We start from the raw sequence: 13,875 nt of genomic DNA on the forward strand, positions 1-13,875 counted from the left end.
GTGGCCGGAACGATGTGTTCCGGCCACCCCGGCGGCACGTTTCTGCTGAAGTGCGGTCTGGAATCAGCCCTCGTCGTGGGAGACCGCGCGGCGTGCGTCCGCGTCCAGGACGCCCCAGCTGATGAGCTGCTCGGTGAGGACCGAGGGCGACTGGTCGTAGATGACGGCGAGCGTGCGCAGGTCGTCCTGGCGGATCGACAGCACCTTGCCGTTGTAGTCACCGCGCTGCGACTGGATCGTCGCGGCGTAGCGCTGCAGGGGACCGGCCTTCTCAGCCGGCACGTGGGCCAGCCGCTCCAGGTCCAGGACCAGCTTCGGCGGCGGCTCGGCGGCCCCGCCCGGAGTGGTGCCGGGCAGCAGCTCCTGCACCGGAACCCCGTAGAAGTCCGCGAGCTCGGCAAGACGCTGCACGGTGACGGCGCGGTCTCCGCGCTCGTACGAACCGACCACGACCGCCTTCCAGCGTCCCTGGGACTTCTCCTCGACGCCGTGGAGGGAAAGGCCCTGCTGGGTGCGGATGGCCCGGAGCTTGGCCCCGAGCTGTTTGGCGTATTCGCTGGACATATAGCTCCCCGGACGCTGTATCAACGTGCGGCTCGGCCGCGCGGCTGGTGACTCTGGTGACTCACTGTGAGGTTACGCAGCGTTACTCTCCCCCGTCAAGCCGAATGGTCCGGACCGACCCTTCAGTGGGATTCACCGGCGATGGCTTGAAGGGGGGTGATCAGGCGCGTTGCCGGGCTGGTAGCGTGGTTGGCGCAATTCCGACGTCCTTTAATGATCCGTCCCGTGAGGCGGAGAAGGAGGTCCGTTTCATATGGACACCGAGCAAGACAAGCAGCAATACGAAGCCGATGCGCGGCCCGTTCTCGAAGGCCCCGACATCGCGCGGGTGCTGACCCGCATCGCCCACGAGATCGTCGAGCGCGCCAAGGGCGCCGACGACGTGGTCCTTCTCGGCATCCCGACCCGGGGCGTCTTCCTCGCCCAGCGGCTCGCGGTGAAGCTGGCGGAGATCACCGGACGCAAGATCCCGGTCGGCTCCCTCGACATCACCATGTACCGCGACGACCTGCGCATGCACCCACCACGAGCGCTGGCCCGCACCGAGATCCCCGCCGACGGCATCGACGGCCGCCTGGTCGTCCTCGTCGACGACGTGCTCTTCTCCGGCCGCACCATTCGCGCGGCGCTCGACGCGCTGAACGACATCGGCCGCCCGCGCGCGGTGCAGCTCGCGGTCCTCGTCGACCGCGGTCACCGTGAACTGCCCATCCGCGCCGACTACGTCGGCAAGAACCTCCCCACGTCGTTGCGGGAGACGGTCAAGGTCCAGCTCGCCGAGGAGGACGGTCGCGACACCGTCCTGCTGGGTGCGAAGCGGACCTCCACGGGCGGCGAGCAGTAGCCACGCGCGGACGTACGGCCCTGTCGTGCGCCCTCGCACAGTGCTTCTGCCGTGTGCCCTTGCACGGCCGCGCGCCCGAATTCTCCCGCGAACTGAACTTCCTTACGGAGCCTGAAAGATGCAGCGTCATCTCATCTCGGCCGCCGACCTCACCCGCGACGACGCCGTCCTGATCCTCGACACCGCCGAGGAGATGGCCCGGGTCGCCGACCGGCCGATCAAGAAGCTGCCGACTCTGCGCGGCCGCACCGTCGTCAACCTCTTCTTCGAGGACTCGACCCGTACCCGGATCTCCTTCGAGGCCGCCGAGAAGCGCCTCTCAGCGGACGTCATCAACTTCACCGCCAAGGGGTCGAGCGTCTCCAAGGGCGAGTCCCTCAAGGACACCGCCCAGACACTCGAAGCCATGGGCGTCGACGCCGTCGTCATCCGGCACGGCGCCTCCGGAGCCCCCTACCGGCTCGCGACGTCCGGCTGGATCGACGCGGCCGTCATCAACGCCGGGGACGGCACCCACCAGCACCCCACCCAGGCGCTGCTCGACGCCTTCACCATGCGGCGCCGGCTCGTCGGCCGGGACGCGGGGATAGGGCAGGACCTGGCCGGCAAGCGGATCACGCTCGTCGGCGACATCCTGCACAGCCGTGTGGCCCGCTCCAACGTCGACCTGCTGCACACCCTCGGCGCCGAGGTCACCCTCGTCGCCCCGCCCACCCTGGTCCCGGTCGGCGTCGAGGCGTGGCCCTGCGAGGTCTCGTACGACCTCGACAGCACGCTCTCCAAGTCCGATGCCGTGATGCTGCTGCGTGTGCAGCGTGAGCGGATGAACGCGGCGTTCTTCCCCACCGAGCGCGAGTACTCGCGGCGCTACGGCCTGGACGGCGACCGCATGGCGCGGATGCCCGAGCACGCCATCGTGATGCACCCCGGCCCCATGGTCCGCGGTATGGAGATCACCGCCGAGGTCGCCGACTCGGACCGCTGCACCGTCGTCGAGCAGGTCACCAACGGCGTATCGATCCGAATGGCCGTCCTCTACCTGCTCCTTGGCGGCAACGAGCCCGCCGTCACCCACACCCGTACCGAGGAGAAGTAAGTACATGAGCAAGATCCTTATCCGTGGTGCGCGGGTGCTCGGCGGCGAGCCGCAGAACGTACTCGTCGACGGCCCGGTCATCGAGGCGGTCGGCACCGGGCTCTCGGCCGAGGGCGCGGAGGTGGTCGAGGCCGAGGGCAAGGTGCTGCTGCCGGGGCTCGTCGATCTGCACACGCATCTGCGTGAGCCGGGCCGCGAGGACTCCGAGACCGTGCTGACCGGCACGCGGGCGGCGGCGAGCGGCGGCTACACCGCCGTGTTCGCCATGGCCAACACCTTCCCCGTCGCCGACACCGCCGGTGTCGTCGAGCAGGTCTACCGGCTCGGCCAGGAGCACGGCTACTGCGACGTACAGCCCATCGGCGCCGTCACTGTCGGCCTGGAGGGCAAGAAGCTCGCCGAACTGGGCGCCATGCACGAGTCCGCCGCCGGGGTCACGGTCTTCTCGGACGACGGCAAGTGCGTGGACGACGCGGTGATCATGCGCAGAGCGCTGGAGTACGTGAAGGCGTTCGGCGGGGTCGTCGCGCAGCACGCGCAGGAGCCGCGGCTCACCGAGGGCGCCCAGATGAACGAGGGCGTCGTCTCCGCCGAGCTGGGGCTCGGCGGCTGGCCGGCGGTGGCCGAGGAATCGATCATCGCCCGGGACGTCCTGCTCGCCGAGCACGTCGGCTCCCGCGTCCACATCTGCCACCTGTCGACCGCCGGCAGCGTCGAGATCGTCCGCTGGGCCAAGTCCCGCGGTATCGACGTCACCGCCGAGGTCACCCCGCACCACCTGCTCCTCACCGACGAGTTGGCGCGTACCTACAACCCGGTCTACAAGGTCAACCCGCCGCTGCGCACCGAGCGTGACGTGCTGGCTCTGCGTCAGGCGCTCGCCGACGGGACGATCGACATCGTCGCCACCGACCACGCTCCGCACCCGCACGAGGACAAGGACTGCGAGTGGGCCGCGGCCGCCATGGGCATGGTGGGGCTCGAGACCGCACTGTCCGTCGTCCAGCAGACGATGGTCGAGACCGGACTGCTGGACTGGGCCGGCGTCGCGGACCGGATGTCCGCCAAACCCGCCGCGATCGGCCGGGCCACCGGTCACGGCCGTCCTGTCTCGGCAGGTGAGCCCGCCAACCTCACGCTGGTCGACACGGAATACCGTGGGGCCGTGGACCCCGCGGGCTTCGCCTCGCGCAGCCGCAACACCCCGTACGAGGGCCGTGAGCTGCCGGGCCGTGTCACGCACACCTGGCTCCGGGGCAAGGCCACCCTCGTGGACGGGAAGCTCGCGTGACACCTCAGATGATGATCGCCGCCGAACAGAAGTCGGCGGAAGTGACCGACTGGGCCGCCCGCGTGGGCTGGCTCGTCGGCCTCGCCCTCTTCGTCGCGCTTCTCTACTGGCTGATGCGTGAGGGCTGGAAGTGGCGCGGCACCCTCCAGGGCGACCTGCCCGAGCTGCCCACCGCGCCGGAAGACCTCGGTCCGGTGAGACTTGAGCTGACCGGTCGCTACCACGGCTCCACCACCGCCGGGCAGTGGCTGGACCGCATCGTGGCGCACGGCCTGGGCACCCGCAGCAGGGTCGAGCTCACGCTGACGGACGCGGGCCTTGACGTCGTACGCCCTGGAGCGGCCGACTTCTTCGTCCCGGCCGCGCAGCTCCGCGAGGCCAGGCTCGACAAGGGAATCGCGGGCAAGGTCCTCACCGAGGGCGGTCTGCTCGTCGTCACCTGGGCGCACGGCGAACGGCTGATCGACTCGGGGTTCCGCTCCGACCGCGCGGCAGAGCACACCACATGGGTCCAGACCCTGAACGACATGATCAAAACGACGGAAACGGAAGGCGCACGATGACGACCTCCACCAAGGGAGCCGCGAAGGTTCCCGCCGTACTCGTCCTGGAGGACGGCCGCGTCTTCCGCGGCCGTGCCTACGGGGCCGTGGGGGAGACCTTCGGCGAAGCGGTGTTCTCCACCGGCATGACCGGCTACCAGGAGACCCTCACCGACCCGTCGTACCACCGCCAGGTCGTCGTGATGACCTCCCCGCACGTCGGCAACACCGGCGTGAACGACGAGGACCCCGAGTCGAAGCGGATCTGGGTCGCCGGTTATGTCGTACGGGAACCCGCGCGCGTCTCCTCCAACTGGCGCTCCCGGCGCTCGCTGGACGAAGAACTGCGCAACCAGGGTGTCGTCGGCATCAGCGGCATCGACACCCGCGCGCTGACCCGCCACCTGCGTGAGCGTGGCGCCATGCGCGTCGGCATCTTCTCCGGCAACGCGCTGCCCGACGAGGGCACCATGCTCGCCGAGGTGCGCCAGGCTCCTGAGATGGCCGGCGCCAGCCTCTCCGAGGAGGTTGCCACCAAGGAGTCGTACGTCGTCCCCGCGATCGGCGAGAAGCGGTTCACCGTTGCCGCCCTTGACCTGGGGATCAAGGGCATGACCCCGCACCGGATGGCCGAGCGCGGCATCGAGGTGCACGTACTGCCCGCGACCGCCACGGTCGAGGACGTGTACGCGGTGAATCCGGACGGTTTCTTCCTCTCCAACGGCCCGGGCGACCCGTCCACCGTGGACCTGACCGTGATCAAGGCGGTGCTGGCGCGCAAGACCCCGCTCTTCGGCATCTGCTTCGGCAACCAGATCCTGGGCCGCGCGCTCGGCTTCGGCACGTACAAGCTGAAGTACGGCCACCGCGGCATCAACCAGCCGGTGCAGGACCGGACGACCGGCAAGGTCGAGGTCACCGCGCACAACCACGGCTTCGCCGTCGACGCGCCGCTCGACAAGGTGTCCGACACCCCCTACGGCCGCGCCGAGGTCTCCCACGTCTGCCTGAACGACCAGGTCGTCGAGGGACTTCAGCTGCTCGACCAGCCGGCCTTCAGCGTCCAGTACCACCCCGAGGCGGCGGCGGGCCCGCACGACGCGGCCTACCTGTTCGACCGCTTCGTAGAGCTCATGGCAGAAAAGGGAGCCCAGCGTGCCTAAGCGCACCGATATCCAGTCCGTCCTGGTCATCGGCTCCGGCCCGATCGTCATCGGCCAGGCCGCCGAGTTCGACTACTCCGGCACCCAGGCCTGCCGCATCCTGCGAGCCGAAGGCCTCAGGGTCATCCTCGTCAACTCAAACCCGGCGACGATCATGACCGACCCGGAGATCGCCGACGCCACGTATGTCGAGCCGATCACCCCGGAGTTCGTCGAGAAGATCATCGCCAAGGAGCGGCCGGACGCGTTGCTGCCCACCCTGGGCGGCCAGACGGCCCTGAACACCGCCATCTCCATGCACGAGCAGGGTGTCCTGGAGAAGTACGGCGTCGAGCTGATCGGCGCCAACGTCGAGGCGATCAACAAGGGCGAGGACCGCGAGCTCTTCAAGGGCGTCGTCGAAGCCGTCCGCGCCAAGATCGGGCACGGCGAGTCCGCCCGGTCGGTGATCTGCCACACCATGGACGACATCATCAAGGGCGTGGAGACGCTGGGCGGTTACCCCGTCGTCGTCCGCCCCTCCTTCACCATGGGCGGCGCCGGCTCCGGCTTCGCCCACGACGAGGAGGAGCTGCGCCGCATCGCCGGTCAGGGCCTCACGCTCTCGCCGACCACCGAGGTGCTCCTGGAGGAGTCCATCCTCGGCTGGAAGGAGTACGAGCTGGAGCTGATGCGCGACCGGAACGACAACGTCGTGGTCGTCTGCTCCATCGAGAACTTCGACCCGATGGGCGTGCACACCGGCGACTCGATCACCGTCGCGCCCTCGATGACGCTGACCGACCGCGAGTACCAGCGGCTGCGCGACATCGGCATCGCGATCATCCGCGAGGTCGGTGTCGACACCGGCGGCTGCAACATCCAGTTCGCGGTGAACCCCGAGGACGGCCGGATCATCGTCATCGAGATGAACCCGCGTGTCTCGCGTTCCTCCGCCCTCGCCTCCAAGGCGACCGGCTTCCCGATCGCCAAGATCGCGGCCAAGCTCGCCGTCGGCTACACGCTCGACGAGATCCCGAACGACATCACGGAGAAGACCCCGGCGTCCTTCGAGCCGACACTCGACTACGTGGTCGTGAAGGCCCCGCGCTTCGCCTTCGAGAAGTTCCCGAGCGCCGACTCCACCCTCACCACGACCATGAAGTCGGTGGGCGAGGCCATGGCGATCGGCCGCAACTTCACCGAGGCGCTACAGAAGGCGCTGCGCTCGCTGGAGAAGAAGGGCAGCCAGTTCACCTTCGTCGGCGAGCCCGGCGACAAGGCCCTTCTTCTGGAAGAGGCGGCCAGGCCGACCGACGGGCGTATCAACTCCGTCATGCAGGCCATCCGCGCGGGTGCCACTCCCGAGGAGGTCTTCGAGTCGACGAAGATCGACCCGTGGTTCGTGGACCAGCTCTTCCTGATCAAGGAGACCGCGGACGAGCTGGCCGCCGCCGACAAGCTGGATCCCGAGCTGCTGGCGGAGGCCAAGCGGCACGGCTTCTCCGACGTCCAGATCGGCGAGATCCGCGGCCTGCGCGAGGACGTGGTCCGCGAGGTGCGGCACGCGCTCGGCATCCGCCCGGTCTACAAGACGGTCGACACCTGCGCCGCCGAGTTCGCGGCCAACACGCCGTACTTCTACTCCTCTTACGACGAGGAGACCGAGGTCGCCCCGCGCGAGAAGCCCGCGGTCATCATCCTGGGCTCAGGACCCAACCGCATCGGCCAGGGCATCGAGTTCGACTACTCCTGCGTCCACGCCTCCTTCGCGCTGAGCGACGCCGGCTACGAGACCGTGATGGTCAACTGCAATCCGGAGACCGTCTCGACGGACTACGACACCTCCGACCGCCTGTACTTCGAGCCGCTGACGCTCGAAGACGTGCTGGAGATCGTGCACGCGGAGACGCTGGCCGGTCCGGTCGCGGGTGTGATCGTGCAGCTCGGCGGCCAGACCCCGCTGGGCCTCTCGCAGGCGCTCAAGGACAACGGCGTCCCGATCGTGGGTACTTCACCGGAGGCCATCCACGCCGCCGAGGACCGCGGCGCCTTCGGGCGGGTCCTGGAGGAGGCCGGCCTGCCGGCTCCCAAGCACGGCACCGCCACCACCTTCGCCGGGGCCAAGGCCATCGCCGACGAGATCGGCTACCCGGTCCTGGTCCGGCCGTCGTACGTGCTCGGCGGGCGCGGCATGGAGATCGTGTACGACGAGACGCGACTGTCCTCCTACATCGCCGAGTCGACCGAGATCAGCCCCTCCCGGCCGGTGCTGGTGGACCGGTTCCTCGACGACGCGATCGAGATCGACGTCGACGCCCTGTACGACGGTGAGGAGTTGTACCTCGGCGGCGTCATGGAGCACATCGAGGAGGCCGGTATCCACTCCGGCGACTCGGCGTGCGCGCTGCCGCCGATCACGCTCGGCGGGTTCGACATCAAGCGACTGCGGGCGTCAACCGAGGCCATTGCCAAGGGTGTTGGCGTGCGCGGACTCATCAACATCCAGTTCGCGCTGGCCGGGGACATCCTGTACGTCCTCGAAGCCAACCCGCGTGCCTCGCGGACCGTCCCCTTCACCTCGAAGGCGACCGCGGTGCCGCTCGCCAAGGCCGCCGCCCGCATCTCGCTCGGCGCGACCGTCGCCGAACTGCGCGCGGAGGGGCTGCTGCCCGCCAACGGCGACGGCGGCACGCTTCCGCTCGACGCGCCGATCTCCGTCAAGGAGGCCGTCATGCCGTGGTCGCGCTTCCGCGACATCCACGGGCGCGGCGTCGACACGGTGCTCGGCCCGGAGATGCGCTCCACCGGTGAAGTCATGGGAATCGACTCGGTGTTCGGCACGGCGTACGCCAAGTCCCAGGCGGGCGCCTATGGTCCGCTGCCGACCAAGGGCCGCGCCTTCATCTCCGTCGCCAACCGCGACAAGCGCTCGATGATCTTCCCGGCGCGTGAACTCGTCGCCCACGGCTTCGAGTTGCTCGCCACCTCAGGCACGGCCGAGGTGCTCAGGCGCAACGGCCTCAACGCCACCGTCGTACGCAAGCAGAGCGAGGGCGTGGGCCCGAGCGGCGAGAAGACCATCGTCCAGCTCATCCACGACGGCCAGGTCGACCTCATCGTCAACACGCCGTACGGCACCGGCGGCCGCCTCGACGGCTACGAGATCCGTACGGCGGCCGTGGCGCGCTCCGTCCCGTGCCTGACGACGGTTCAGGCGCTCGCCGCAGCCGTCCAGGGCATCGACGCGCTCAACCGCGGTGACGTGGGCGTGCGTTCACTGCAGGAACACGCCGAGCATCTGACCGCGGCCCGCGACTAGCAGCCCTGAGGGGGACACCGGAAACGGTGTCCCCCTCTTCGTGAGGACACCCATGTACAAGATCTTTTTCAAGCTCGTCTTCCAACGGATGGACCCCGAGCGGGCCCACTACCTGGCCTTCCGCTGGATCCGCCTGGCCGCCCGCATCCCCGTGCTCCGGACCTTCGTCGCGGCTGCCCTCGCGCCCCGCCACGAGGAACTGCGCACCGAGGCGTTCGGCCTGCGGATGCACGGCCCGTTCGGGCTCGCCGCCGGCTTCGACAAGAACGCCGTCGCCATCGACGGGATGTCGATGCTCGGCTTCGACCACATCGAGATCGGCACGGTCACCGGTGAGCCGCAGCCCGGGAACCCCAAGAAGCGGCTGTTCCGCCTGGTGCCGGACCGGGCGCTGATCAACCGTATGGGTTTCAACAACGAGGGCTCCGCGGCCGTCTCCGAGCGCCTGGCGGCCCGTACACCCGTCTTCAGGACCGTCGTCGGCGTCAACATCGGCAAGACCAAGGTCGTCCCCGAGGCGGAGGCCGTCGGCGACTACGTGAAGTCGGCCGAGCGACTGGCCCGCCACGCCGACTACCTCGTGGTCAACGTGAGCTCGCCGAACACCCCGGGCCTGCGCAACCTCCAGGCCACCGAGGCGCTGCGGCCGCTGCTGAGCGCCGTCCGTGAAGCCGCCGACCGCGCGGTCACCGACCGGCGGGTGCCGCTCCTCGTCAAGATCGCGCCCGACCTCGCCGACGACGACATCGACGCCGTCGCCGACCTCGCCGTCGAACTCGGCCTGGACGGGATCATCGCCACGAACACCACCATCGCGCGCGACGGACTCGGTTTGAAGTCCGAACCCACGCTGGTCAAGGAGACGGGCGGGCTCTCGGGAGCGCCGCTGAAATCGCGCTCCCTGGAGGTGCTGCGCCGCCTCTACGCGCGCGTGGGCGGCCAGATCACCCTGGTGGGCGTCGGCGGTATCGAGAACGCCGAGGACGCCTGGCAGCGCATCCTGGCCGGCGCCACGCTGGTCCAGGGCTACAGCGCCTTCATCTACGAGGGCCCCTTCTGGGGCCGCGCCATCCACAAGGGGCTCGTCGCGCGCCTCCGCACGAGCCCGTACGCCACCCTCGCCGACGCGGTCGGCGCCGACGTGAGGAAGTCCGCATGAGCCTGGAACCCTTCGGCGCGCGTCTTCGCCGTGCCATGGACGACCGCGGTCCGCTGTGCGTCGGCATCGACCCGCACGCCTCGCTGCTCGCGGAGTGGGGCCTCGGTGACGACATCGCGGGCCTGGAGCGGTTCAGCCGCACCGTCGTGGAGGCGCTGGCCGACCGGGTCGCCGTGCTGAAGCCGCAGAGCGCGTTCTTCGAGCGCTTCGGGTCGCGCGGTATCGCCGTCCTGGAGAGGTCGGTCGAGGAGGCGCGGGCGGCCGGCGCGCTGGTCGTGATGGATGCCAAGCGCGGCGACATCGGCTCGACCATGGCCGCGTACGCGGAGACCTTCCTGTGCAAGGACGCGCCGCTGTTCTCGGACGCGCTCACCGTGTCGCCGTATCTGGGGTACGGCTCGCTGAAGCCCGCGGTCGAACTGGCCCGCGAGAGCGGGGCCGGCCTCTTCGTCCTCGCACTCACCTCCAACCCGGAGGGCGGCGAGGTGCAGCACGCGGTCCGGGCGGACGGCCGGAACGTCGGAGCGACCATGCTGGCCCATCTCGCCACCGAGAACGCGGGAGAGACACCCCTGGGCTCCTACGGCGCGGTGGTGGGCGCCACCCTGGGCGACCTCTCCTCGTACGACCTGGACATCAACGGGCCGATCCTCGCGCCCGGGATCGGCGCTCAGGGGGCCACCGCGGCCGATCTCGCGGGTGTCTTCGGCGCGGCGGTGCGCAATGTCGTCCCGAACGTCAGCCGGGGTGTTCTGTGTCACGGTCCCGATGTCGTCGCGCTGCGGGAGGTCGCGGAGGGCTTCGCGGAGGAGATCCGGGTCGCTGTGGCGGCCGTCTGAGCGTCCGAAGGCCTTGCGACGTTCTGTGGGAGCACGTTTAGAGGCCTCGGAGGCTCTCCGACGAGGGGCTTCGGAGGGCGCCGAGCCTGAATACATTCTCAAATCCAGGGCAATATGTCGGAAATGTCTAGCTCCAGGGAGGCTGACCAGGACTTTTCCGCTGTTCTCGCTGACTCTGGCGCGGTTGCCCGCTAGTCTCCGTCGAGAGTGTTCGGGCAAGCGTGTTGCTCGTAGCTCCCCAGGTGTGGGGCGACTAGGTTCCTCACCGGTCCGTATCCGACAGTTCGACATCCGAGGTGACGTAGGCGTGGCTCTTCCGCCCCTTACCCCTGAACAGCGCTCAGCCGCGCTCGAAAAGGCCGCCGCGGCTCGCCGGGAGCGGGCCGAGGTCAAGAATCGACTCAAGCACTCCGGCGCCTCCCTTCACGAGGTCATCAAGCAGGGCCAGGAGAATGACGTCATCGGCAAGATGAAGGTCTCCGCTCTCCTCGAGTCCCTGCCGGGCGTGGGCAAGGTCCGCGCCAAGCAGATCATGGAGCGACTGGGGATCTCCGAGAGCCGTCGTGTACGCGGCCTCGGTTCGAACCAGATCGCCTCCTTGGAGCGTGAGTTCGGCGGCGCGGGCGCCTGAGTTCTGGGCACCCCGTGATTGCTGGAATAATCGCTGCATGAGTGAACGTCCGCGGCTGACCGTGCTCTCCGGCCCCTCAGGGGTCGGCAAGAGCACGGTCGTCGCTCATATGCGCAAGGAACACCCCGAGGTCTGGCTCTCGGTGTCGGCGACGACCCGTAAGCCGCGCCCCGGTGAGAAGCATGGAGTCCACTACTTCTTCGTCAGTGACGAGGAGATGGACAAGCTGATCGCCAATGGTGAGCTGCTGGAGTGGGCGGAATTCGCCGGCAACCGTTACGGGACGCCCCGTGCGGCGGTCCTGGAGCACCTGGAAGCGGGTGTGCCGGTCCTCCTGGAGATCGATCTCCAGGGCGCCCGGCAGGTCCGCGAGTCCATGCCGGAGGCCTTGCTGGTGTTCCTGGCCCCTCCCTCCTGGGAGGAGCTGGTGCGCAGACTCACCGGCCGGGGCACCGAACCGCCCGAGGTGATCGAGCGCCGTCTGGAGGCCGCCAAGATCGAACTGGCGGCCGAGACCGAGTTCGATGTCACCCTTGTCAACACCTCCGTCGAGGATGTAGCGCGTGAGCTGCTAGCCTTGGTGGAAGTTGTTTGATCTTTCAGGTCTTTTTCCCTTTTCGGAAGGCAGAGCGTGTCCTCTTCCATCACCGCTCCCGAGGGCATCATCAACCCTCCGATCGACGAGCTCCTCGAGGCCACCGACTCGAAGTACAGCCTGGTGATCTACGCGGCCAAGCGTGCCCGTCAGATCAACGCGTACTACTCGCAGCTCGGTGAGGGTCTCCTTGAGTACGTCGGTCCCCTGGTGGACACCCACGTCCATGAGAAGCCGCTCTCTATCGCCCTGCGCGAGATCAACGCGGGCCTGCTGACGTCCGAGGCCGTTGAGGGCCCCGCTCAGTAGTCACACTGTTTCTCTTCATCCACAGGCCCGGCAGCGCGACTGTCGGGCCTGTGGTGTGTCATGGAGTCGTCCGGCACGGGGTTTTCGGCCTGAGCCGTTCGGCGTCGTACGTTCTCGAGTGTGGGGAGACCCGGTGGACAAGCCCAAGGTCGTGCTGGGAGTCAGCGGCGGTATCGCCGCGTACAAGGCCTGTGAGCTGCTGCGCAGGCTGACCGAGTCCGGTCATGACGTACGGGTCGTACCGACGGAGTCCGCCCTGCACTTCGTCGGCGCCGCCACCTGGTCCGCCCTCTCCGGCCATCCTGTCTCCACCGAGGTCTGGTCGGACGTCCACGAGGTGCCGCACGTCCGCATCGGTCAGCACGCCGATCTGGTCGTCGTGGCCCCCGCGACGGCCGACATGCTCGCCAAGGCGGCCCACGGCCTGGCTGACGACCTCCTCACCAACACCCTCCTCACCGCCCGCTGCCCGGTCGTCTTCGCACCCGCCATGCACACCGAGATGTGGGAGCACCCGGCGACGCAGGAGAACGTGGCGACGCTGCGCCGCAGGGGCGCCGTCGTCATCGAGCCCGCCGTGGGGCGGCTGACCGGCGTCGACACCGGCAAGGGACGGTTGCCCGAACCCGCGGAGATCTTCGAGGTCTGCCGGCGGGTGCTCGCGCGGGGCGTGGCCGAGCCGGATCTCGCCGGCCGGCATGTCGTCGTCAGCGCGGGTGGCACGCGCGAGCCGCTCGACCCCGTCCGCTTCCTCGGCAACCGCTCCTCCGGGAAGCAGGGCTACGCCCTCGCCCGTACAGCGGCCGCGCGGGGCGCCAGGGTCACACTGATCGCCGCCAACACCGGACTGCCGGACCCGGCCGGTGTGGACGTCGTACAGGTCGGGACCGCCGTGCAACTGCGCGAGGCGGTGCTGAAGGCGGCCCCGGACGCCGACGCGGTGGTCATGGCCGCGGCCGTGGCGGACTTCCGCCCGGCGACGTACGTGACCGGAAAGATCAAAAAGCAGGACGGCCGGGAGCCGGACCCGATCGTGCTGGTCCGCAACCCGGACATCCTCGCCGAGATCTCGGCGGACCGGCCCCGGCCCGGCCAGGTGGTGGTCGGTTTCGCCGCCGAGACGGACGACGTGCTGGCCAACGGACGTACGAAACTCCGGCGCAAGGGCTGTGACCTCCTCGTGGTGAACGAGGTGGGGGAGCGCAGGACCTTCGGCGCCGAGGAGAACGAGGCCGTGGTGCTCGGCGCCGACGGCAGCGAGACCCCGGTGCCGTACGGGCCGAAGGAGGCGCTGGCCGACATCGTGTGGGATCTGGTGGTGCCGCGGCTCGGGTGAAGGAGGATGCCCGGGCTCGGGCTCGGGTGGTTCCCCGGCCCGGGTGGAGGTGATGCCGCGTCTCGGGTGAAAGTGGAACGTCTCAGTCACGTGAAATCTCAGCCATGGGGAACGCTGAAAATGCCTCAACAGGCGCCGCAAGACGCGCGAAAAACGGGCGTGGCGACCCTGGCGGAGACCGAGCGTCATGGCGGAGAATGCCCGT

Annotated in this window: 13 protein-coding genes; 12 read left to right on the forward strand and 1 reads right to left on the reverse strand. The window is 69.0% G+C overall.

What is annotated here, in order from left to right; translation table 11 throughout:
- Positions 1 to 63: 63 nt before the first annotated feature.
- The gene (gene bldD, locus ACFVKT_RS38095) at positions 64 to 564 is read right to left on the reverse strand and encodes a transcriptional regulator BldD (protein WP_067366005.1); all 501 of its coding nucleotides are present in this window, start codon (positions 562 to 564) and stop codon (positions 64 to 66) included.
- Between the two features lie 253 nt (positions 565 to 817).
- Between bldD and pyrR the strand changes: the two genes are divergently transcribed.
- The 12 genes from pyrR to coaBC all read left to right on the forward strand — a co-directional run bounded on the left by pyrR (position 818) and on the right by coaBC (position 13,670).
- On the forward strand, positions 818 to 1,408 hold the full coding sequence (gene pyrR, locus ACFVKT_RS38100; protein WP_385740859.1) for a bifunctional pyr operon transcriptional regulator/uracil phosphoribosyltransferase PyrR: 591 nt from the start codon (positions 818 to 820) through the stop codon (positions 1,406 to 1,408).
- Positions 1,409 to 1,526: 118 nt separating this feature from the next.
- Entirely contained in the window at positions 1,527 to 2,504 is a 978-nt protein-coding gene (locus tag ACFVKT_RS38105) for an aspartate carbamoyltransferase catalytic subunit (protein WP_329548768.1), read from the forward strand.
- 4 nt (positions 2,505 to 2,508) lie between these two features.
- A complete protein-coding gene (locus ACFVKT_RS38110) occupies positions 2,509 to 3,795 on the forward strand; it encodes a dihydroorotase (protein ID WP_385740863.1) in 1,287 nt (428 codons plus the stop codon).
- Positions 3,796 to 3,803: 8 nt separating this feature from the next.
- Complete coding sequence (locus ACFVKT_RS38115) at positions 3,804 to 4,358, forward strand: hypothetical protein (RefSeq protein ID WP_385741070.1); 555 nt, start codon at positions 3,804 to 3,806, stop codon at positions 4,356 to 4,358.
- Positions 4,355 to 5,500, forward strand: coding sequence for a glutamine-hydrolyzing carbamoyl-phosphate synthase small subunit (carA, locus tag ACFVKT_RS38120; RefSeq protein ID WP_385740866.1), 1,146 nt, complete (start codon positions 4,355 to 4,357; stop codon positions 5,498 to 5,500). The genes ACFVKT_RS38115 and carA overlap by 4 nt, the downstream gene beginning before the upstream one ends.
- A complete protein-coding gene (gene carB / locus ACFVKT_RS38125; protein ID WP_385740869.1) occupies positions 5,493 to 8,801 on the forward strand; it encodes a carbamoyl-phosphate synthase large subunit in 3,309 nt (1,102 codons plus the stop codon). Before carA ends, carB begins: the two co-directional genes overlap by 8 nt.
- A gap of 52 nt (positions 8,802 to 8,853) precedes the next feature.
- Positions 8,854 to 9,960 (forward strand): quinone-dependent dihydroorotate dehydrogenase, encoded by a 1,107-nt coding sequence (locus ACFVKT_RS38130; protein WP_385740872.1) that lies wholly within the window; start codon positions 8,854 to 8,856, stop codon positions 9,958 to 9,960.
- Positions 9,957 to 10,799 carry an orotidine-5'-phosphate decarboxylase gene (gene pyrF / locus ACFVKT_RS38135; RefSeq protein WP_385740875.1) on the forward strand — a complete coding sequence of 281 codons (843 nt, stop codon included), beginning with the start codon at positions 9,957 to 9,959 and terminating at the stop codon, positions 10,797 to 10,799. The genes ACFVKT_RS38130 and pyrF overlap by 4 nt, the downstream gene beginning before the upstream one ends.
- 307 nt (positions 10,800 to 11,106) lie before the next feature.
- On the forward strand, positions 11,107 to 11,430 hold the full coding sequence (locus tag ACFVKT_RS38140; RefSeq protein WP_384389499.1) for an integration host factor: 324 nt from the start codon (positions 11,107 to 11,109) through the stop codon (positions 11,428 to 11,430).
- A gap of 37 nt (positions 11,431 to 11,467) precedes the next feature.
- Positions 11,468 to 12,025 carry a guanylate kinase gene (gmk, locus tag ACFVKT_RS38145; protein ID WP_385740878.1) on the forward strand — a complete coding sequence of 186 codons (558 nt, stop codon included), beginning with the start codon at positions 11,468 to 11,470 and terminating at the stop codon, positions 12,023 to 12,025.
- 36 nt (positions 12,026 to 12,061) lie between these two features.
- On the forward strand, positions 12,062 to 12,334 hold the full coding sequence (gene rpoZ / locus ACFVKT_RS38150; protein WP_003982715.1) for a DNA-directed RNA polymerase subunit omega: 273 nt from the start codon (positions 12,062 to 12,064) through the stop codon (positions 12,332 to 12,334).
- Between the two features lie 133 nt (positions 12,335 to 12,467).
- Positions 12,468 to 13,670, forward strand: a complete 1,203-nt coding sequence (gene coaBC / locus ACFVKT_RS38155; protein WP_385740883.1) for a bifunctional phosphopantothenoylcysteine decarboxylase/phosphopantothenate--cysteine ligase CoaBC — start codon at positions 12,468 to 12,470, stop codon at positions 13,668 to 13,670.
- Positions 13,671 to 13,875: the final 205 nt, after the last annotated feature.

The sequence above is a fragment of the Streptomyces sp. NPDC127595 genome, from assembly GCF_042671685.1.
Taxonomy (GTDB): Bacteria; Actinomycetota; Actinomycetes; order Streptomycetales; family Streptomycetaceae; genus Streptomyces.

Excerpts from the sequence above, each read along its gene's own strand:
- bldD (WP_067366005.1), bottom strand. The coding sequence starts at position 564 with ATGTCCAGCGAATACGCCAAACAGCTCGGGGCCAAGCTCCGGGCCATC.
- pyrR (WP_385740859.1), top strand. The coding sequence starts at position 818 with ATGGACACCGAGCAAGACAAGCAGCAATACGAAGCCGATGCGCGGCCC.
- ACFVKT_RS38105 (WP_329548768.1), top strand. The coding sequence starts at position 1,527 with ATGCAGCGTCATCTCATCTCGGCCGCCGACCTCACCCGCGACGACGCC.
- ACFVKT_RS38110 (WP_385740863.1), top strand. The coding sequence starts at position 2,509 with ATGAGCAAGATCCTTATCCGTGGTGCGCGGGTGCTCGGCGGCGAGCCG.
- ACFVKT_RS38115 (WP_385741070.1), top strand. The coding sequence starts at position 3,804 with ATGATGATCGCCGCCGAACAGAAGTCGGCGGAAGTGACCGACTGGGCC.
- carA (WP_385740866.1), top strand. The coding sequence starts at position 4,355 with ATGACGACCTCCACCAAGGGAGCCGCGAAGGTTCCCGCCGTACTCGTC.
- ACFVKT_RS38130 (WP_385740872.1), top strand. The coding sequence starts at position 8,854 with ATGTACAAGATCTTTTTCAAGCTCGTCTTCCAACGGATGGACCCCGAG.
- pyrF (WP_385740875.1), top strand. The coding sequence starts at position 9,957 with ATGAGCCTGGAACCCTTCGGCGCGCGTCTTCGCCGTGCCATGGACGAC.
- gmk (WP_385740878.1), top strand. The coding sequence starts at position 11,468 with ATGAGTGAACGTCCGCGGCTGACCGTGCTCTCCGGCCCCTCAGGGGTC.